This is a genomic window from Clostridium sp. LIBA-8841 (genome assembly GCF_034439435.1).
Lineage (GTDB): Bacteria > Bacillota > Clostridia > Clostridiales > Clostridiaceae > Sarcina.
On sequence record NZ_JAPCKJ010000003.1, the window covers coordinates 169,902 to 187,976 of the forward strand.

The following is an 18,075-nucleotide window of genomic DNA, read 5'->3' on the forward strand; positions in this document are numbered from 1 at the left end:
CAATGTTATTTTATCTTCTTTAATGAAAATCACATATTTATTTATCTTTCATATACATTACAATTTTGTAAGACTTCTATACTAAAATAAAATTAATATAAAAATTTTATTGCAGTTATCAATAATATATAAATAATAAGAGTATAATTAGCTTTCTATATTTAAACTAATCATACTCTTAAATTAAAACTTAATTAAATTATAAGTTTTAGATTTCTTTATAGCATTTTTAAATCTGTATGTAATCTTAAACTCAAAATTAACTTAAAACAAAGCTAAATTTAATAAACACATATTTTATTTTGCCATTAAAGCATTTCCTACAGGGAAGACTATACTTACTTCTGTTCCTTCATTCTCTTCTGAATTTATTTTAATACCTAACCCTAACTTCTCACAAAGATTCTTACATAGATATAATCCCATTCCTGTAGATTTAGTAAATCTTCTTCCATTTTCTCCTGTAAAACCTTTTTCAAAAACTCTTCCTAAATCTCTGTTAGGTATTCCAACACCACTATCTTTAATCTTTAAAATTATACTGTTTTTAAACTCATTCGCTGATACCTTAACTCTACTATTTTCTGAACTATACTTTATTGCATTGTTTATAATTTGATTTATTATGAATTCAACCCACTTTTCGTCACTATAAACATTATAATCTAAGTCCTCTAAATCTATAGCAATTCTCTTATTTATAAAATCTCTAGAATTCTTCTTGATTACATTTCTTACACTTTTCCCCAAAGAAAATTCTCTTACAATGTAGTCTTTACTAACATCTGTACTTCTTGCATAATATAATGCTTGATCTATATACTCTTCTATTTTTTTAATTTCCTTTTTAATAGTTTCGCTCATCTTACTTTCATTATTTTCTAAAATAAGCCTTGTAGATGCTATTGGAGTTTTTATTTCATGAACCCAAGTTTCTATATACTCTCTATATTCTTTTTGTTCAAGTTTGTATTTCTTAACCTGTTCATGCATATCCTTATCAGTTTCCTTTAATACCTCATATAAGAACTTTCCATGATAAAAATTAGGTTCTTCTATTACTTCTGGTAGTAAATATTTCCTATCTAAATTATCTAAAGCATTAGTTATATTATCATAGAATTTTTTACTTTTATAAAAATCTAAAATTATATATGTAAAAAGGGGAATAAACCAAAAACATGATATTAAAAATATTATTCCTGAGCCAATGTTACCTATGAACAATAAAACTGCTATAGTAGCAAAAATTATAAAGTTTGAAATTATAAAAAATAATTTATCTTCAAAGTATTCTCTTAGCTTCATGGCATAATATATCCTAATCCTCTTCTAGTTTCTATAGCACCTTTTACTCCAACTTCCTCTAGCTTCTTTCTAAGTCTTGTTACGTTTACTGATAGAGTATTATCATCTACAAAAATATCAGAGTTCCACATATAATCCATAAGATCTTCTCTTGAAACAACATTTCCTTTATTTTTTAGAAGACACGCTAATATTTTAAGTTCATTTTTAGTTAATTCCTCATTTTTTCCTTTACAAGAAATTGTTCCATTAGATAAATTAAGCTTTAAATCTCCGTAAGTTAAAACTTCTTGTTCTGCTAGCGAATAAGTTCTTCTAAGTAAAGATGCTATTCTAGCTAATAATATTTGAGTATTATAAGGTTTTGTTATAAAATCATCAGCACCTAAATTCATACTCATAATTTCATCCATATCACTATCTCTGCTTGTAACTATTATTATAGGTACATTAGAATCCTTTCTTATTTCTCTACAGATATGATATCCATCAAAATAAGGTAAATTTATATCTAATAATATTAAATCTGCATTATTTTCTTTAACATATTCTAATATGTTTTCAAAATCTGTTGGAGCTAAAACTTCATATCCATATCTAGTAAGAAGTTTTGTAAGCTCTTCTCTTATTGTATCTGTATCTTCAATTATAAGAATTTTCTTCATTTAACTCATCCTTCCACTTTATTTATAAGCTTAGAATATCACAAAAAGTTCAAATTTTAAAACTCTCTCTTGCTTCATCTTATTTAAACTTCTTCTTTATTTTAATTATTATTTGTAATTTTATATTTTTTAATATAATTTCTATTTACATTATATTAAAAAAACTGCATCAAAGCATCTTAACAAATAAATACTTTAATACAGTTCAATTTAAATAATAGACTCTATTTTAAGTAAATTTTGATTTTTAGCTAAATTTTTAGACCTAACTTAATGAGCAATTCTGTCTAAAATCAACACTAGTTTAAAACATATCTAAATATCAAAACATTATTTTTCATTACATAAAATATATTTTTTATAAATCCTAAATCTATAAATTAAACAAGATATACTTCCTTTTAATATATTTGATATGGCTATACTCCACCATACTCCATTTATACCTAAGAAGTTAACTAAAACTAAAGCTATAGGTATTCTTAACATGGTGAATATTATGCTTATAGCCGATGGTATTTTAGGAAGCCCTAATCCTGAGAAAACTCCATTTGATATCATTTCAAAACTACTAAATATTTGAACTATACCTAAAACTCTTAAATAACTACTTCCAATTATAATTGTAGCCTCATCTTTAACAAATAACCTTACTAAAGCTCCAGGAATACATATAAATATAGCCGAAATAAGTATTGAATATATTGATCCTAAGAATAAAGCCTTCTTATATCCTTCATTTACTCTATTAAATTTCTTTGCTCCGTAATTTTGCCCTGTAAAGCCTGCTATGGCTCCATTTAATCCTCCAACAACCATGAAACTTACTGACTCTATTTGTAATCCTATTTTCTGAGCTGCTATAGCATCAGCCCCAAAACTAGCTATTATTCTAGCTAAAATAATGTTTACTAAAGTAAAAAGTACTCTTTGAGATGCCATAGGGAATCCTAGTCTAGCTATTTCTCTTACTTTTTCATAATTTATTTTCTTCTTTAAATCTATTTTGAATATTCCTTTTCCATGATACAGATACATAAAGAACATAAGCATATTAGCTAATAATGTTGCAACTGCTGCACCAAAGACACCCATTTTAAATATATATATTAAAATCGGATCCAATACCATATTTAGAATTATTCCAATAGCACTTATTTTTAAAGCTACTTTATTATTACCAAAGCTAGCTAATATTCTTGTGAAAAGATAATTAAAAAAGCTAAAGAATAATACTGGAGCACTTACAGCTAAGTATATATATGAGTCCTTCTCTACTATTGGATCATTTAAATTTAAAAAACCTATAAATCCCTTTCCAAATATAACTAATATTAAAGTATATATTATACCTATAACAAAGTTCATAATAAGACCATTTCTTATATAATCCTCTGTTTCTATTTCATTTTTTCTTCCTACCTCATGAGAAACTTTTATTCCAGTCCCAGTCACTACTAAAGCATTTATAGAATATCCAAGTCCTAAAAAGAAGCTTGAAGAACCAATGCTTGCTACAGCACCACTTCCTAAACCTCCAACCCAAAACATATCTATAAGTCCATATGCAAACTGAAGAAATGAACTCCCCATAATTGGAAGTGCTAAAGTGGTAAGTACACTTAACACCTTTCCCTTAGTTAAATCTACTTTCTTCATATTACTCTCCTAAAAATTTATTAAGCTTTTTATAATTATAAAATCTATAAATATGTTCCGAGAATCAGCTGTATTTCACTAAGAATTTATAGAAATCATTACAATAAATTTATTAAAGCTTCGAAATTCCTTCGGTCAAACAGTCTCAGCTTCTTAACATAAATTTCTTTCCATGATTACTTAAATTCTAAAGCTCATACAGATATTCTCTTCACATACTTTATAGATTTTTATGAACCAAAAGCTTAATACTTATTTTCATAAATACCTCTTTATTAAAGTTGTCCATTTTTTATTCTATATACTAACTCTTCAACTTTTTCCTTTATTTTATTTCTTGTATATATAAAATCATCATCACTTTTACCAGTTGGATCCTCTAATCCCCAGTCTTCTCTATGTTTGCAAGGTAAAGTTGGACACTGAACATTACATCCCATAGTTATAACTATATCTACTTCTGGAATTTCACCTAATAATTTAGGTCTTTGAGTTAACTCCATATCAATTCCTATTTCTTTCATTATTCTAACTGCATCTTGATTTATCTTATCTCTTTCTTCTGTTCCAGCAGAATAACTTTCAAAAACATTTAATCCAATTACCTTTCCAAAGGCCTCTGCCATTTGAGATCTACAAGAATTATGAACACATACAAATGCTACTTTTTTCATAATAATAATCCCCCTTAATCTTCTTCTATTAAATATAAATACTTAAAAACATTGTTAATTCCAAATTTTCATTATATTATCCCACATCATTTTTCCATATCTGAATAAGTTATTACATCCATAAAGAATAGTATTGCTCTATTGGCATTGTTTAAATTAAGACTATAATGATTCCAAGTTCCTTCTTTTCTAGATTTAACTAACCCACATTCACTTAAAATCTTCATATGATGAGATAATGTTGACTGAGAAATATCAAAACATTTAAGTATTTCACAAGCACACTTTTCTCCATCTGATAATAAATTTAATATTCTTAATCTATTTGAATCTCCTAAAGCTTTGAAGACTCTTGAATTCTTTTCAAATCTATCTTCCATAACTATACACATCCTAACACAAAGTAATCCTTCATTCATTATATTTATAAATATCGATATATGTCAATATAATTTATTAATATAAGTTGTATCACAACACACTATAATAATAATAATACATCTATATTTATAGATGTATAACTAAATAAATTCATATTAATATTGTTCAATATAATTAAACATATAGTCACCTTTTATTTTTGGCTATATTTTAAACTAGTGTTGATTTTAGATAGAACCGTAAGACTATCTTAATGAGCAATTTAGAGTTTCATCATCTATGGAAAAATAATAGCGTTAAGAGGCTTTTTCTGTTTGAGCGATAGCGAGTTTAAAAGCCTTAGCTATTATTTTGGAATAGATAATAGAAACTCTTTGCGAAATTAAGTAAGTCTGAGGGGCCAGCTAAAATCAACACTCACTTAAAACAGAGCCTATTTTAATATAATAAAAAGGATGCTAATTAGCATCCTTTACTTCATTTACTTTTAAAGACTTCTTGTATGATTCATTTAATATTTCATTAACGAACTCTTTTTTCATATAAGGTAACTTTACTTCCTCAACTATTTCACTATAGTAATCTATAATAATTTTTCCTACTCCTAAGTTTGATTGTATAGGATTATCTTTGAAACTCACAGCTTGTATATCTCTTGCCTTTAATATGTGTATAGTTCTAAAGAATCCACCAGTAACTGCCCGTACCTTATTGTCTTTAACTTTTAAATTTGTATTTTTTACTTTCAAAATTGCAGAAGGTATTACTATTAATAAAAGTAAATTTATTAACATTACCCATGGTGTTTTAAAAATTAATAAAGCAATGACTGATGTAAAAAGAATACCTAATACTGGCTTAATTATCATGGTTATTCTACCATGTTTTATTCCTTCTCCATCACCTTCTACTTTCCACTGTGGTATAAGTTCTTCAATTAAATTTTGTACTTCTTCTAAATCTCCTAATGGATATAATAAAACACGATCTTTTCCGTCTCCAGAATATCCTTTTAAAGTTAAATTCACTTCATACTTTTTAATAAGCTGTCTAATTGGATTAGATTTTATCTTTATCATTTTAATATTATCTTCTTTAAATGAAAATTCTTTAGTACTTAGTAACCCATACTTTATTTTTATGTTCTCACCACTTTTAGAAATAGTAAAATTATAATATTTTATAAAATAATATATTGTTGCTATAAGTTTAAGTCCTAATAATATTCCAACTAAACTTATAAATCCAACTACTATGATTCCAGCAGAAAAAGTATATTGCTCTACTCTTGAGAAAAAACTATCTAAAAAATTAACAGTCACTATCTTTTCTAAATAGTCTATTCCATTAAAAATAAATATTAATGCTACAAATAAATTAAAGCTAGTAAAACCAAAAAGTATTAGCTTTTTATTTTCAAACTTTCTTTCGTATTGTTTTTCAGATGTAGTATTATTACAATTACTATTTTCTATAGGCTCTTTTTTATTTAATACTAAACTCGCCTCAGAAATTTCTAATTTCTCATCATAAATTTCATTATCTCCTGAAAAAGCAAAGTTCTTTAAAATTTCTATTTCTTTATCAGAAAACATAAACTTAATTTCTTCTAATCCTGCATTCTTAGCTGAACTTTCTATTTTAAGTACCTTATAACCTAAAATTTTTTCTATTAGATTCTGAGATATATCCATTGACTTCAAATTTTTTCTAGGTATTATTAGAGTCTTCTTTGATAATATGCCTTTATGATATTTAGCTTCATCATTTGATATAACTAAAAAAGTTTTATTCCACTCAATTATCATAAAAACTAAATCAAGTAAGATAACAATGCCAATAATATACCAAGCCTTATTTTTAGAAAATGCTATTGTTACTAAACAAAAAACTAAAATATTTATTATTGATTTAGGCAAGCTATAAATCAAACTTTTCCAATTATTTTTTATTTTTATTTCTCTATTATGTAAAGGATTTTCATAATTATTAGATTGATTTATTTTTTTACTACTCAACTCTTCACTCATAATTAACCCTTAAGTTCCTCCCTTACATTTTCATTTATCTTTTTACTTAAAAACGCTCTAATCTTTTCCACTTCATCTTTATCGATATTAGGAATATCATAACTTCCACCAGCTGTTCCTATCTTAACAGTAGCTAAATTAAAATAACTATTAATTGGTCCTTCACTTAAATTTATATTTTGTATTCTAACAATAGGTATTGTTACACTCTTCCTAAAGTAGATTCCCTCTGTAAAAAATATTTCATCTTCACTTATTCTATAGCTCCATTGCTTATACTCAAAAAATGGCTCAATAAATGCACTTACAGCAGTTAATAATATTACTATTAAACTTACTATATTTATTGGTGTACTAAATTTATTTATAAACCAATTAAATCCCTGAAAATTAAACTTAGGCAGAATAACCATTGCTACTATGTATATAATTAATAATATTATTAGAGCAATACTTCTAGATATTACCCAAGATTTAATTGCTTTATTACTAAGCTTTCTATTCATTAACATCCCCCTTTTTAATTTATTCGTATTTATTTTTATGACAACTTATTAAAAAGTTTAAATTTTATAAAATTTGTTAACTTTTCCTTAAAATATCATATAGAATTTACTTAGTCAATTTTAACCTAAAAAAATTAAGATAAGCTTAAGAAAGGAACCTAATTATTTATTTGAATAAAAAGACTGCATTTATTGTAATAGACTAACTTTTATAAAATTAGTTCTATATCTTAGATACAGTCTTAAACATTAAATTTCTATATATTTTTAAGGCCTTATTTAAATATAATATTGAGCCTGTGCACTATACATAACCTCATATTCATTGCCTTTATCTTTTACAAGCTCATCATGTGTACCATATTGAATAAGTCTTCCTTTATGGAACACTGCAATCTTATCACAGAATTTACAGCTAGATAATCTATGTGAAATATATATTGTAGTTTTCTTTCCTATAAGCTCATTAAACTTACTATATATCTCATGCTCGGCTTTTGGATCTAAGGCTGCTGTTGGCTCATCAAGGATTACTATTGGTGCATCTTTGTAAATAGCTCTAGCTATGGCTAATTTCTGTGCTTGTCCTCCTGAGAATTCTATACCACCCTCATCAAAGTTTTTGTATATAGGTGTATATATTCCCTTAGGTAGCTTTTCTAAATCTTTTTCAAATCCACCTTTCCTTAAAACCTCTTCTATATCCTCATCCTTAACATTTTCAACCTTATCTAATGCTATATTTTCTTTAATTGAAAATGATAGAAGCTTAAAGTCTTGGAATACCACAGATAAAAGTTTCATATATTCATCATAATCATACTCCCTTATATTCACTCCATTTAGTAGAATTTCTCCCTCTGTTGGATCATAAAGCCTTGCTAAAAGTTTTATAAAAGTTGTTTTACCGGCTCCATTTAATCCAACTACTGAAAGCTTTTCACCTTCTTTTATATTAATTGAAACATTTTTCAAAGTGAATTCTTTACTTCTTGGATATTTAAATGAAACATTCTTAAATTCTATATTTGCCTCTTCTAAATTTTCAATATGCTTACCATTCTTAACTTGTTTTGACTCTACACTATCAAATTTCATATAAGCTTGAAGGTATCTACACATTTGTCTTATTGTCACATAGTTTTTAAAAAGGTTAGAAATTGATGTGCTAAAGTTTATAGCTGCATTTGTGTACATTGCAAAATCACCAATACCTATACTTTTATTTAAAACTCTGTAAGTTATATATCCATAAACTATAAGCATTTGTAATTGTACTACTACTTGATTAAATCCTTCAAAAACACCTAGTTTATTAAACATTCTAGACCAAATGCTCATGCTGTTTTTATTGAAATTATCTATCTTATTAACAAAAAGAGGTGCTACATTATAAAGTCTTATATCCTTTGCTGCTCCAAAATCATTTACTGTATTTATATAGTATCCATACTCCCTGTTTAGTGGAATTAACATATCATAAAACTTGTGTTGTAATCTTTGAGATTTCTTATAAACAAAGGTATTTAAAAGAACTATTCCAACTATTATTACTATAATAATCCAGTCTAAAGTTAAGATTAATCCTATTAAAGCTACGATTTTAATCATTTCAGTTAATATACTTGATAAAGTAAATATAAGTTGCCAAATAGCTCCCTGATTTCTTATTGGAAATAAGGCTCTTTCTTTCAAATTAAGCATTTCTGGATCTTCTATATTTTCAAAATCCATATCCATAACCTTTTTTCCTATTAGCAAATCAAAACCTGCAACTATTTCCTCATTTTTAAAGGCACATTTATTTTCTAAGATTCTATTTATAGCATTTAATATTCCATTACCTACTACTGTTGCCAATACTAAAAAAACAAGTACCTTTATTCTTTTAGCCCCTAATAATTCATCTATAATATACTTTGGCATTATTATATTTAAGAAAGGAACTGCCGCAGCAAAAAATGATGAAAAGAACAATGTAGGCAAATAAGTTTTTGACATGCCATGTGCTGTTTTCAAGAAATATTTTATTATATATAAATCACTAGTGTACTTTTCTTTCCTTTTCATTATGCTAAAGCCTCACTTTCTTCTTTATAATATTGAGACTGTATGTTAAACATCTCACTGTACTTTCCATTTTCACTTAAAAGTTCATCATGTGTTCCATATTCAACAACCTCTCCATTTTCAAAGAAGGCTATAACATCACAAAATTTTGTACTTGCTAACCTATGTGATATATAAATTGCTGTTTTCTCTCCTATTAACTCATCAAAACCCTTATAGATATTATATTCTGCTACAGCATCTAAGGCTGATGTTGGTTCGTCCAAAATTACTATTTTCCCATTCTTATATAAAGCTCTTGCTAAGGCTAACTTTTGATTTTCTCCTCCTGATAGTTCTACTCCCTCTTCATCTAATATTTTTAAAAGAGAAGTATCTATGCCTTTTTCAAGTGAATCTATCTTTTCTTTAACTCCAGCTTTATCTATGCATTTTAAAACCTTATTCCTATCTGTATCTTTTGCCTCTTTTAAAGATACGTTCTCTGAAACACTAAATGCAAATGTCTTGATTTCTTGAAATACTACAGATAAAATCTTAAAATATTCTTCCTTTGAAAAATTCTTTATATTAACTCCATTTATTAATATTTCCCCGCTTGTGGGCTCATAAAGTCTACATAAAAGCTTAACAAAAGTCGTTTTTCCTGCTCCATTAATTCCAACAATAGCAAGTCTTTGTCCTTTTTTAATTTTTAGAGAAAGATTCTTATAAATATATCTCTCTGTTCTTGGGTACTTAAATGCTACGTTTTTAAATTCTATCTCATAAGAATCATCTTTTGGAACCTCTATTGGATTTTCTACTTCAGCACTATCCTTCATCTCTAGAAATTCTCTCATATCATCTAAATACATGCTCTGAGCCTTGATATTAGCAAAATCCTCTAATATACCTTTCATCCAATCTCCAAAGCCACTTATTGTTGAAAAATACATTGTAAAATCTCCAATAGTCATAGCAGCAAATAATACCTTATATATTAAATAACCATAAACAACAGATTCCCTTACTACAATAAGCCCAACATCTGCTAACTTAGCTTTTATTTCTTTTTTTCTTAAAGCTTTAGAAATATCTAATCTCGCACCTCTAAATTTTTTAAACTTTTTAACTAAAAGATTTTTCAAATTATATATTCTTATATCTTTTCCATATGAGAAATCATACATAGTATCAAAGGCATAAAAACTTCTTCTATCCTTATCTGCCACATCATCTTTTAGACTATACTCATATTTCTTAACATTTAATGTTAAATAATAACTTATTAAAACGTTTAACATTAAAAATAATAAAATCCATGGGCTTAAGAAGAATAATATTGAAATGTATCCAATAAAAGCAGTAAGTTTACCACAAAGCCCTAACAATAAATGATATATTCCCTCTACCCCAGTATTATTGTTACTAACCGCATTATATACACTTTTTATTTTATTTAATACCTCTGGATCTTCAGTATTTTTAAAATCCATTCTCATTACTTTTTCACTTATCCTTGAGACATAATCCATCCTAAGCTTAACAACTCTTGGATAATATGCATTTCCAAGCCATGTAACAATAAAATTAGCTATTGATGATAGAACAAAAAAACTAGCTAAAATTATTAAGATAACTTCTATTCTCTGCTGACCCATAAGTTCATCAATCAAAAATTTAGGTAAAAATATACCTAAAAAAGTAACTGCTGGCGCTAGAATAGTGTAAATAGCACATTGTAAAAATACTATTTTATCCTGTTGCCAAGCATATTGCAAGACATACTTTAAATTACTCATAAGAGTACCCTTCTTCTTATGACCACTCATAAATTCTCACCCTCCAAATACCTTTTTATTCCAAATACTCTATATATATTTTATCATTCTTTCTTGATTTTTCTGTAAAATACTATGGTTTATTAAATTTTTTAACTTTATCTAGAATTTTTACAATAAATTTAATTAATCAAACTATACTTTTTAACCATATCCTTTACTCTATCTAAATTTATTTTTTGTATTACCACAGCTATTTCATCTAGGTTTATCTCTTTGCCCTCATTGACTAAATAATAAAAACACACCCCTAACTTTCTTTTTATTATTAAAGTCATTTCATCTTCAATTCTTCCATACTCCCTTTTTAGGGCAAGAACAATATTTTTTGCTTCATCTCCATTAATAAGACCACTCAATATTAAGTCCTTATATATTAATAAAGTAAACAAAGTAACTTCATTATAATTTTCTTCTCTTCCTGCAAAAGCATCAAACATGTTTAAAATTGTCTCTGAAACAATGTTACGTTCCACTATATACTCTCGTCTTAGGTAAATATTTTTGATCTCATTAGAGAACTTCTCTGCCAATTCATCTAGAGAGGCATCATCTTTAAGTTCTATTATGGTATTTACTCTTTCTATGATCTTCTCCTTTGGGAAAAATGTCTCTTGTCCAGTAGAAACACTCTTTTTTATAAACCATTCCTCTGGAATTAGATTTTTTCTCTTCCATCTATATAACTGTCCATATGATATTCCCATTAAAGCTAATAAATCTTTTTTTGAAATTAATTCTTCATGCATACCTTATCACCTACTGTGCTTTTTTCATCTGTTATTTTTAATTCACCAGTATATTCTACTTTCTCTATTTCACATCCCTTTCCTATAGTAATATCATCTCCTCTAAGAATTTTACATTTTGTGTTTTCTAAGGATATTTTATCTCCTTCAATAATATCACATGTTAAGAATCCATCTGAATTAATAGAAAATTTAAAAAACATAAATTTTTTCCTATATTCAGCTTTTACTGTAATTTCTTCTCCTCCAATTTCTTTTATATATGACTCTCCCTCTGGAAGTATTGTTATTTTATCAGCTGCCAAAAGATTTTCCATATATATATTTCCAATACTATAAAAATCTTCTCCCTCACATTCCCCATCAATTTTGCATCCACCTCTTATTATCATCTTTTCAAAGTTTACATTACCACGAATTGAACATCCTCCATTTAAAACTATCTCTTTCCCCTTTAAATCTTGCTTAAATATTCCTGATCCGTTTACTTTTAATGTTTCTGTTGATGTTACATTTCCATCGCATACCACACTACCTGAACACTTAATTTCTTTTGTAATTATATCTCCTTTAACATCTGTGCTTCCACTTGTTTTCACTGCATTAGCCTTTATATTTCCCAAAATTTGACCAGAGCCTGATACCTTAACATTGTTATATTCTCCTGGTGAAATTGTTCCTGAACCTGCTATTTTAACATCATATAAGTTTTCTTTATTTTCCATAAGACTACTATCTCCTTTTATAAAAACTATTTATCTACTTACAAACTAATATTTCATTCAACTAAATTAAAATTTTTTCTTTAACACAACTTCCCTCAGCTACACTCAATTCTCCTGAGTATTCAATCTTCTCTATTTTGCAATTTCTACCTATAATTATATTATTTCCTCTAACAATCTTCGCAGTGGTATTTTCGATCTCTATATTATCACCTTCTATAAGATTACAAACTAATTCATTTTTTTGTTTATAATTAAAAATAAAAATTTTAAAGAAATTTTCCTCTCCAGCTTTAATTTTTATATTTTCTCCACCTATTTCATTAACATTAGATCTACTTAATAGTTTTATATCAATTTCATCGGCAGATAATAATCCTTCAACATTTATTTTTCCTTCGCCATAAATTTTTCTTCCTTCACAATCATTCTTGCATTTTAACCATCCTGAAAGCTCAATCAAATCAAAGTTTATTCCTTCTAAACATTTTAAAGCACCTGATATATTTACTTTGTTTGCAGTAATATTTTTTAAGACTTTAAAACTTCCTGATGAGTTAATTGATTCAATAACTTTAGCCTCACCTAAAACTTTAAACATTCCAGAAATGTCTATAGAGTTAGCTTCTATATTAGCTAAACTGTCTCCCTTTCCTGATACTCCAACATTGTTAGCTTTTATATCACCCAAAATTTTAACCATACCTGATATGTTGATATTGTTATATTCACCTCCAGCAATTTTCCCCATTCCTGAAATATCTATATTATTAAGCATTGTTTCATCACCCTTCTTTCAATATAACATTGTTACGTTATATATCAAAATAATAATAGTTTATACTAATTTAAAATTAGATTTAAAACTTACTAACGAAACATTGTTACGTTAAACTTCAAAAAAATATAAACCTATTTATATTTTTAGTATATACTAAATACCATGTTTTGTAAACAAATTCTTTTAAATTTATTATTTTTATTTTCAGTCTATTTCTAAAAAATATTAAGTTACCTATGTCTATCACTTTATATTTTAAACATGTTATATAAGAAAATATGAAGTTATAGTTATTAACTATAACTTCATATTAAAAACTGCCTGAAAAGCTCTATTATTTCATGAACTCTTGTGTAGCATAGTATGTATCTCCAACTTTATAAACTCCAACTCCCATAGAAGTAAAGTTTGAAGATAATATGTTAGCTCTGTGACCTGATGAATTCATCCAGTTTGTCATAAACTGATTAGCTATGTTCGCGTCACCTGAGTATCCACTTAAATATGCTATATTTTCTCCCCATGAATTATAAGAAACTCCATCAGCTTTCATTTTAGCTGTTATTAATTGTCCATTTGGATCTTCATGAGAAAAATACTTTTTAACTCCCATATCTTCTGACTTAATTCTTGCATATTTTTGCATTGTATTATTATAGCTTAAAGGCGCTACCCCTGCTTTAGCTCTTTCCTCATTAACTTTGTTGAATATCATTTGTTCAATTTGAGCTATATAAGCACTATCGTTACTTGGTTGCTCTGCTGGTTTTTCTGCTGGTTTGTCAGCTGGCTTATTTTCAGGTTTATCTGCAGGTTTGTTAACTGGTTTATCTGCAGGTTTTTCTACTGGCTTATCAACAGGTTTATTTTCTGGTTTTTCTGTTGGATTGTTAACAATAGGATTCTCAGCAGGCTTGTCATTAGTTGGTTTTTCTGCTGGTGCTTCAACTGAATCATTTTTATTTGAGTTACCAGTTTCTGAACAACTATTTCCTTTATTTAAAGTCCCATTATTAAAACATGGAATTTTAAATCCAAAAATTGAAAATCCATTATCATTTATTTCTTTACTATTGTCACAATTTTGATCCTTGCAATTTATTCCTTTGTCATTGGCACAATCATTATTATTTTCACAAGCTTGATCATTAGCTCCATTACATGCTGCATTTCCTTCATCACATTGTGAAGAATTATTTATGTTATTATTTTTTTCAGCATTAGCTTGTCCTTCTTCTTTATTAGCTTGTCCTTGATCTTTACAGAATGTTTTAGCTACAGATTCACATACTTTTGTAAAAGGATTGCTACTCTCAGTAGTTGCCTTAGTATTTTCAACAGAAGCTTGTCCATCTTCTGCTTTCTTGTTAGTCTCAGTTAAAACATTATTACTAGCTTCTAAGCTTTTAGGATTTGTTGTACTTATAGTATTAGCATATGCCATTCCAGCACTACCAGCAACTACTCCTAAAGATACTATTACAGAAATTATTTTTTTATTCATATTTTTTCCCCCCAATTATCTTTTGTTTTTCCTAAGAAAGCTAACCATAATTCTTATAAAGCTTCATATGTAGAGACAATATTATTGAAAGCTTTAATTATATATTAAGTAAAATATAATTTAAGAATTATTTAGCTATTAAATAAAAAAGTGTTACATCTTAACTACTCATATGTATAAGTCATTTTGGCTCTTACATTTTTCTGTAAACTTAAGATTAACACTTCTTCTCTAACTTAGGAATCAATTGATATCAAAGTCTTTTATCTAGACTTTAACTGAATTATATATGACTATTAAGCTAATATCCACTTTTTCACCTATGTTTTACCAATATTGTTTTTGGGTATACAGTAAAAATGATTCTATACTATTAAATTATTCATATTAATCCTATTTTTATAGTATAAAGCATATAAAATCTCTATGATATTTTTTCATATATTAGCTAATAATATTATTGGATCCTCTTATTTCTTTTTTTGAAAAATTATATTTTCGACAGATGTCGTCCTTTCAAAGTTACATAAAAAAGGGTTATATCATTATTAATTACATGAAATTATAGAAATCATAATAAGATACTCTATAATGACTTTTAAAATTAATATAATATAATATAACCCTTTTTGCTTAAATATTTAATTATCCAATTTATAAGTTTTAAACTTTATATTAAAAGATTTATTAAATAAGCTCTTCTAAAGTACTTTAGAATAAATACTACTTTACTTAACTTCTATAGTAACTTCTTCTTCAAAATACATACTCTTAACCTTTATTTTACAAAGTCCAACTTCTCCATGAGTTCTTACCCAAAAGGCTGTCGCTCCTCCAGAAATTCCAAATTTACTTGGGCCCATTATACTTAAAGGTCCTTCTATTTCAACCTCAATAAAATCATTATTTATGAAGAGAACCTCGCCTAAATTATCTAAAAGTTTAACAACAATCCTTGTAGCATCATAACTTGACTTATCTAAAGAAAGTTCTAAGTCATCTGGTGTAATTTGAAGCTTGTTCATACTTCTTAACTCACCAATTTCCTTTGAAGCAACCTCTTGATCATTTATGAAACCTTTTATAGTTAAAGCATTTTCTTTATCACCCCAGCCTCCAGCTAATTTATAAACTAAAGACATTATCTTAAATACTGGTACATTAACTTTTTCACTGAATTCTTCTATATATTTATAGTCCTCTTCAGCTAAATTTGTTAAATTTGAATTTTTTAATTTATTTAATACAAACTCCTTGATTTCAACTTTTGCATCCTCACTAAGAGGTATTTCTAAATCCATAGCAAGAATGTGTGAAATCTCTATTGGTGGATGTGGTAAATTAGGAAATTTCTCCTTATTGGGGTGATAAGTATCAATATATATTCCATCTTTAAATAGCTTTATATAATCACAGTTTGTAAGAACAGTAAATGGAAGTATTGCACCACCATCTCTTTCTCCTTTAGCACCTAAAGTAATAGGCTCTAAAACAACTCCATTTTCATTATCTTTTTGGCTAGCATATGAATAAGCTGCATACTTAGGATTTCTAAACATATCAGAAACTCCATGATAACAAATCTTATCTCCTGATCCAAAGGAGCTATGTGTATTATAGTCAAAAGCACACCATCCTATTGCTCCGCTTATTTCATCTAATCCAAAAGACTTATTAATAACTCTTAAATGTCTATATGCATGTTCAACCTTCTTACTTTCTTGATCAAAACTTTTAGTTGGATACATATGACCATTATACTCAGTTACTAAGTAAGGAACTTTTTCAGCTTGTCCTGTTACTTCACTTTGAGTTCTTAATACCTTTTCTCCACCACTGTGTATAAAATCATTCATAGTGTATACATCTTCTATGAAATCACTATTTTCTAGATATCTAACTCCTCCAGTTTGTCTAATAGGATCTAAACTTTTTGCCATAGCATTAGTTTTCATATAAAAATCATGACTATCTTGAGACTCATTTATTCTAACTCCCCATAAAATTATAGAAGGTCTATTGTAGTCTCTTTTAATCATCTCTTCTACATTTTTAATTGATTCAGCTTGCCATGCCTCATCCCCTATGTGTTGCCATCCTGGTATTTCTTCAAAAACTAATAATCCAATTTCATCACATTTTCTTAAAAAATGTACTGATTGTGGATAATGAGATGTTCTAACTATGTTAAGTCCTAATTCATCTTTTAGAATTTCAGCATCTTTTTCTTGAATCCTTTGAGGCATAGCATATCCTACATATGGATAAGACTGATGACGATTTAATCCTACAAGTTTTACTTTTCTTCCATTTAAATAAAAACCATCTGGTCTAAACTCTGCTTCTCTAAATCCAAAGGTATCTTTATATTCATCTATAACTTCTGATCCTTTTAATAGTTTTACTCTTATTTCATAAAGTTTAGGATTTTCTATATCCCATAATTCAACCATATTTAATTCATCTATTTCTATATTTTTAACGCTTACCCCTTTTTCTATTGGCAAACTCATTTTTAAAACTTCTTCGAAAGTTTCATCACCAAACTCTACAACTATCTCTAAATCATTTCTGTCTTCTTCAAAGTTATTTATTTCTATATCAAGTTCTAATTTTTTCTCTTCCTTTAGACAATCATATGCTCTTGCATATAAGTTATTAATAAATGTAGGTTCAACTATTCTTAAGGAAACTTCTCTGTATATTCCTCCATAAGTTAAATAATCAACAACATATCCATGGGGAGGTATATCAGGTCTTTCAGTTGAATCAACTACAACTTTTAATATATTATCCTCATTTATTCTTATGGCCTCTGTAATGTCTACTGAAAAGTTAGTGTAACCACCCTTATGTCCACCAACATGAATTCCATTTAGATAAACCTCTGCTGCTATCATAACCCCTTCAAAGTCTATAAATACCTTTTTCCCTTTAACCCCTTCATCGAATCTTAATGTTTTAGCATAAGTAGAAATAAACTGATATGCTTTTTCATCAAAATAGTTATATGGTAACTCTATATTCGTATGAGGTAAATCTACTCCTTCAAAACTACTAAAATCAAATTCATTTTTTAAATACTCCTTATTGTAATCCTTTGCATAAAACCATTGATTATTGATATGAATTATTTCTCTCATAAATTCCCCTCCTAATTTTACGATTAATTCTACGTAAATCCCAAGTAAATTATTACC

General features: G+C 27.3%; 14 protein-coding genes. All 14 read right to left on the reverse strand.

Features of this window, described 5'->3' with window-relative positions; translation table 11 throughout:
* Nucleotides 1-297: 297 nt before the first annotated feature.
* Entirely contained in the window at nucleotides 298-1,308 is a 1,011-nt protein-coding gene (locus tag OIF33_RS09345; protein WP_322503978.1) for an ATP-binding protein, read from the reverse strand.
* Nucleotides 1,305-1,973 carry a response regulator transcription factor gene (locus tag OIF33_RS09350; protein ID WP_322503979.1) on the reverse strand — a complete coding sequence of 223 codons (669 nt, stop codon included), beginning with the start codon at nucleotides 1,971-1,973 and terminating at the stop codon, nucleotides 1,305-1,307. Before OIF33_RS09350 ends, OIF33_RS09345 begins: the two co-directional genes overlap by 4 nt.
* Before the next feature lie 330 nt (nucleotides 1,974-2,303).
* Nucleotides 2,304-3,632, reverse strand: coding sequence for an MATE family efflux transporter (locus OIF33_RS09355; RefSeq protein WP_322503980.1), 1,329 nt, complete (start codon nucleotides 3,630-3,632; stop codon nucleotides 2,304-2,306).
* A gap of 275 nt (nucleotides 3,633-3,907) precedes the next feature.
* Nucleotides 3,908-4,306 carry an arsenate reductase ArsC gene (locus tag OIF33_RS09360; RefSeq protein ID WP_322503981.1) on the reverse strand — a complete coding sequence of 133 codons (399 nt, stop codon included), beginning with the start codon at nucleotides 4,304-4,306 and terminating at the stop codon, nucleotides 3,908-3,910.
* Between the two features lie 86 nt (nucleotides 4,307-4,392).
* Nucleotides 4,393-4,686, reverse strand: coding sequence for a metalloregulator ArsR/SmtB family transcription factor (locus tag OIF33_RS09365; RefSeq protein WP_322503982.1), 294 nt, complete (start codon nucleotides 4,684-4,686; stop codon nucleotides 4,393-4,395).
* A 459-nt stretch (nucleotides 4,687-5,145) separates the two neighbouring features.
* Nucleotides 5,146-6,717 carry a PH domain-containing protein gene (locus tag OIF33_RS09370; RefSeq protein WP_322503983.1) on the reverse strand — a complete coding sequence of 524 codons (1,572 nt, stop codon included), beginning with the start codon at nucleotides 6,715-6,717 and terminating at the stop codon, nucleotides 5,146-5,148.
* Between the two features lie 2 nt (nucleotides 6,718-6,719).
* Complete coding sequence (locus tag OIF33_RS09375; protein WP_322503984.1) at nucleotides 6,720-7,223, reverse strand: PH domain-containing protein; 504 nt, start codon at nucleotides 7,221-7,223, stop codon at nucleotides 6,720-6,722.
* A gap of 279 nt (nucleotides 7,224-7,502) precedes the next feature.
* Nucleotides 7,503-9,293, reverse strand: coding sequence for an ABC transporter ATP-binding protein (locus OIF33_RS09380; protein ID WP_322503985.1), 1,791 nt, complete (start codon nucleotides 9,291-9,293; stop codon nucleotides 7,503-7,505).
* Nucleotides 9,293-11,107, reverse strand: a complete 1,815-nt coding sequence (locus OIF33_RS09385) for an ABC transporter ATP-binding protein (protein ID WP_322503986.1) — start codon at nucleotides 11,105-11,107, stop codon at nucleotides 9,293-9,295. The genes OIF33_RS09380 and OIF33_RS09385 overlap by 1 nt, the downstream gene beginning before the upstream one ends.
* A 131-nt stretch (nucleotides 11,108-11,238) precedes the next feature.
* The gene (locus OIF33_RS09390) at nucleotides 11,239-11,865 is read right to left on the reverse strand and encodes a DUF4004 family protein (RefSeq protein ID WP_322503987.1); all 627 of its coding nucleotides are present in this window, start codon (nucleotides 11,863-11,865) and stop codon (nucleotides 11,239-11,241) included.
* The gene (locus OIF33_RS09395) at nucleotides 11,850-12,590 is read right to left on the reverse strand and encodes a cell shape determination protein CcmA (RefSeq protein WP_322503988.1); all 741 of its coding nucleotides are present in this window, start codon (nucleotides 12,588-12,590) and stop codon (nucleotides 11,850-11,852) included. The genes OIF33_RS09390 and OIF33_RS09395 overlap by 16 nt, the downstream gene beginning before the upstream one ends.
* A 61-nt stretch (nucleotides 12,591-12,651) precedes the next feature.
* A complete protein-coding gene (locus OIF33_RS09400; protein WP_322503989.1) occupies nucleotides 12,652-13,368 on the reverse strand; it encodes a cell shape determination protein CcmA in 717 nt (238 codons plus the stop codon).
* A gap of 337 nt (nucleotides 13,369-13,705) precedes the next feature.
* Nucleotides 13,706-14,875 (reverse strand): CAP domain-containing protein, encoded by a 1,170-nt coding sequence (locus tag OIF33_RS09405; RefSeq protein ID WP_322503990.1) that lies wholly within the window; start codon nucleotides 14,873-14,875, stop codon nucleotides 13,706-13,708.
* Between the two features lie 728 nt (nucleotides 14,876-15,603).
* Entirely contained in the window at nucleotides 15,604-18,018 is a 2,415-nt protein-coding gene (locus OIF33_RS09410) for a glycoside hydrolase family 2 protein (protein ID WP_322503991.1), read from the reverse strand.
* Nucleotides 18,019-18,075 lie beyond the last annotated feature (57 nt).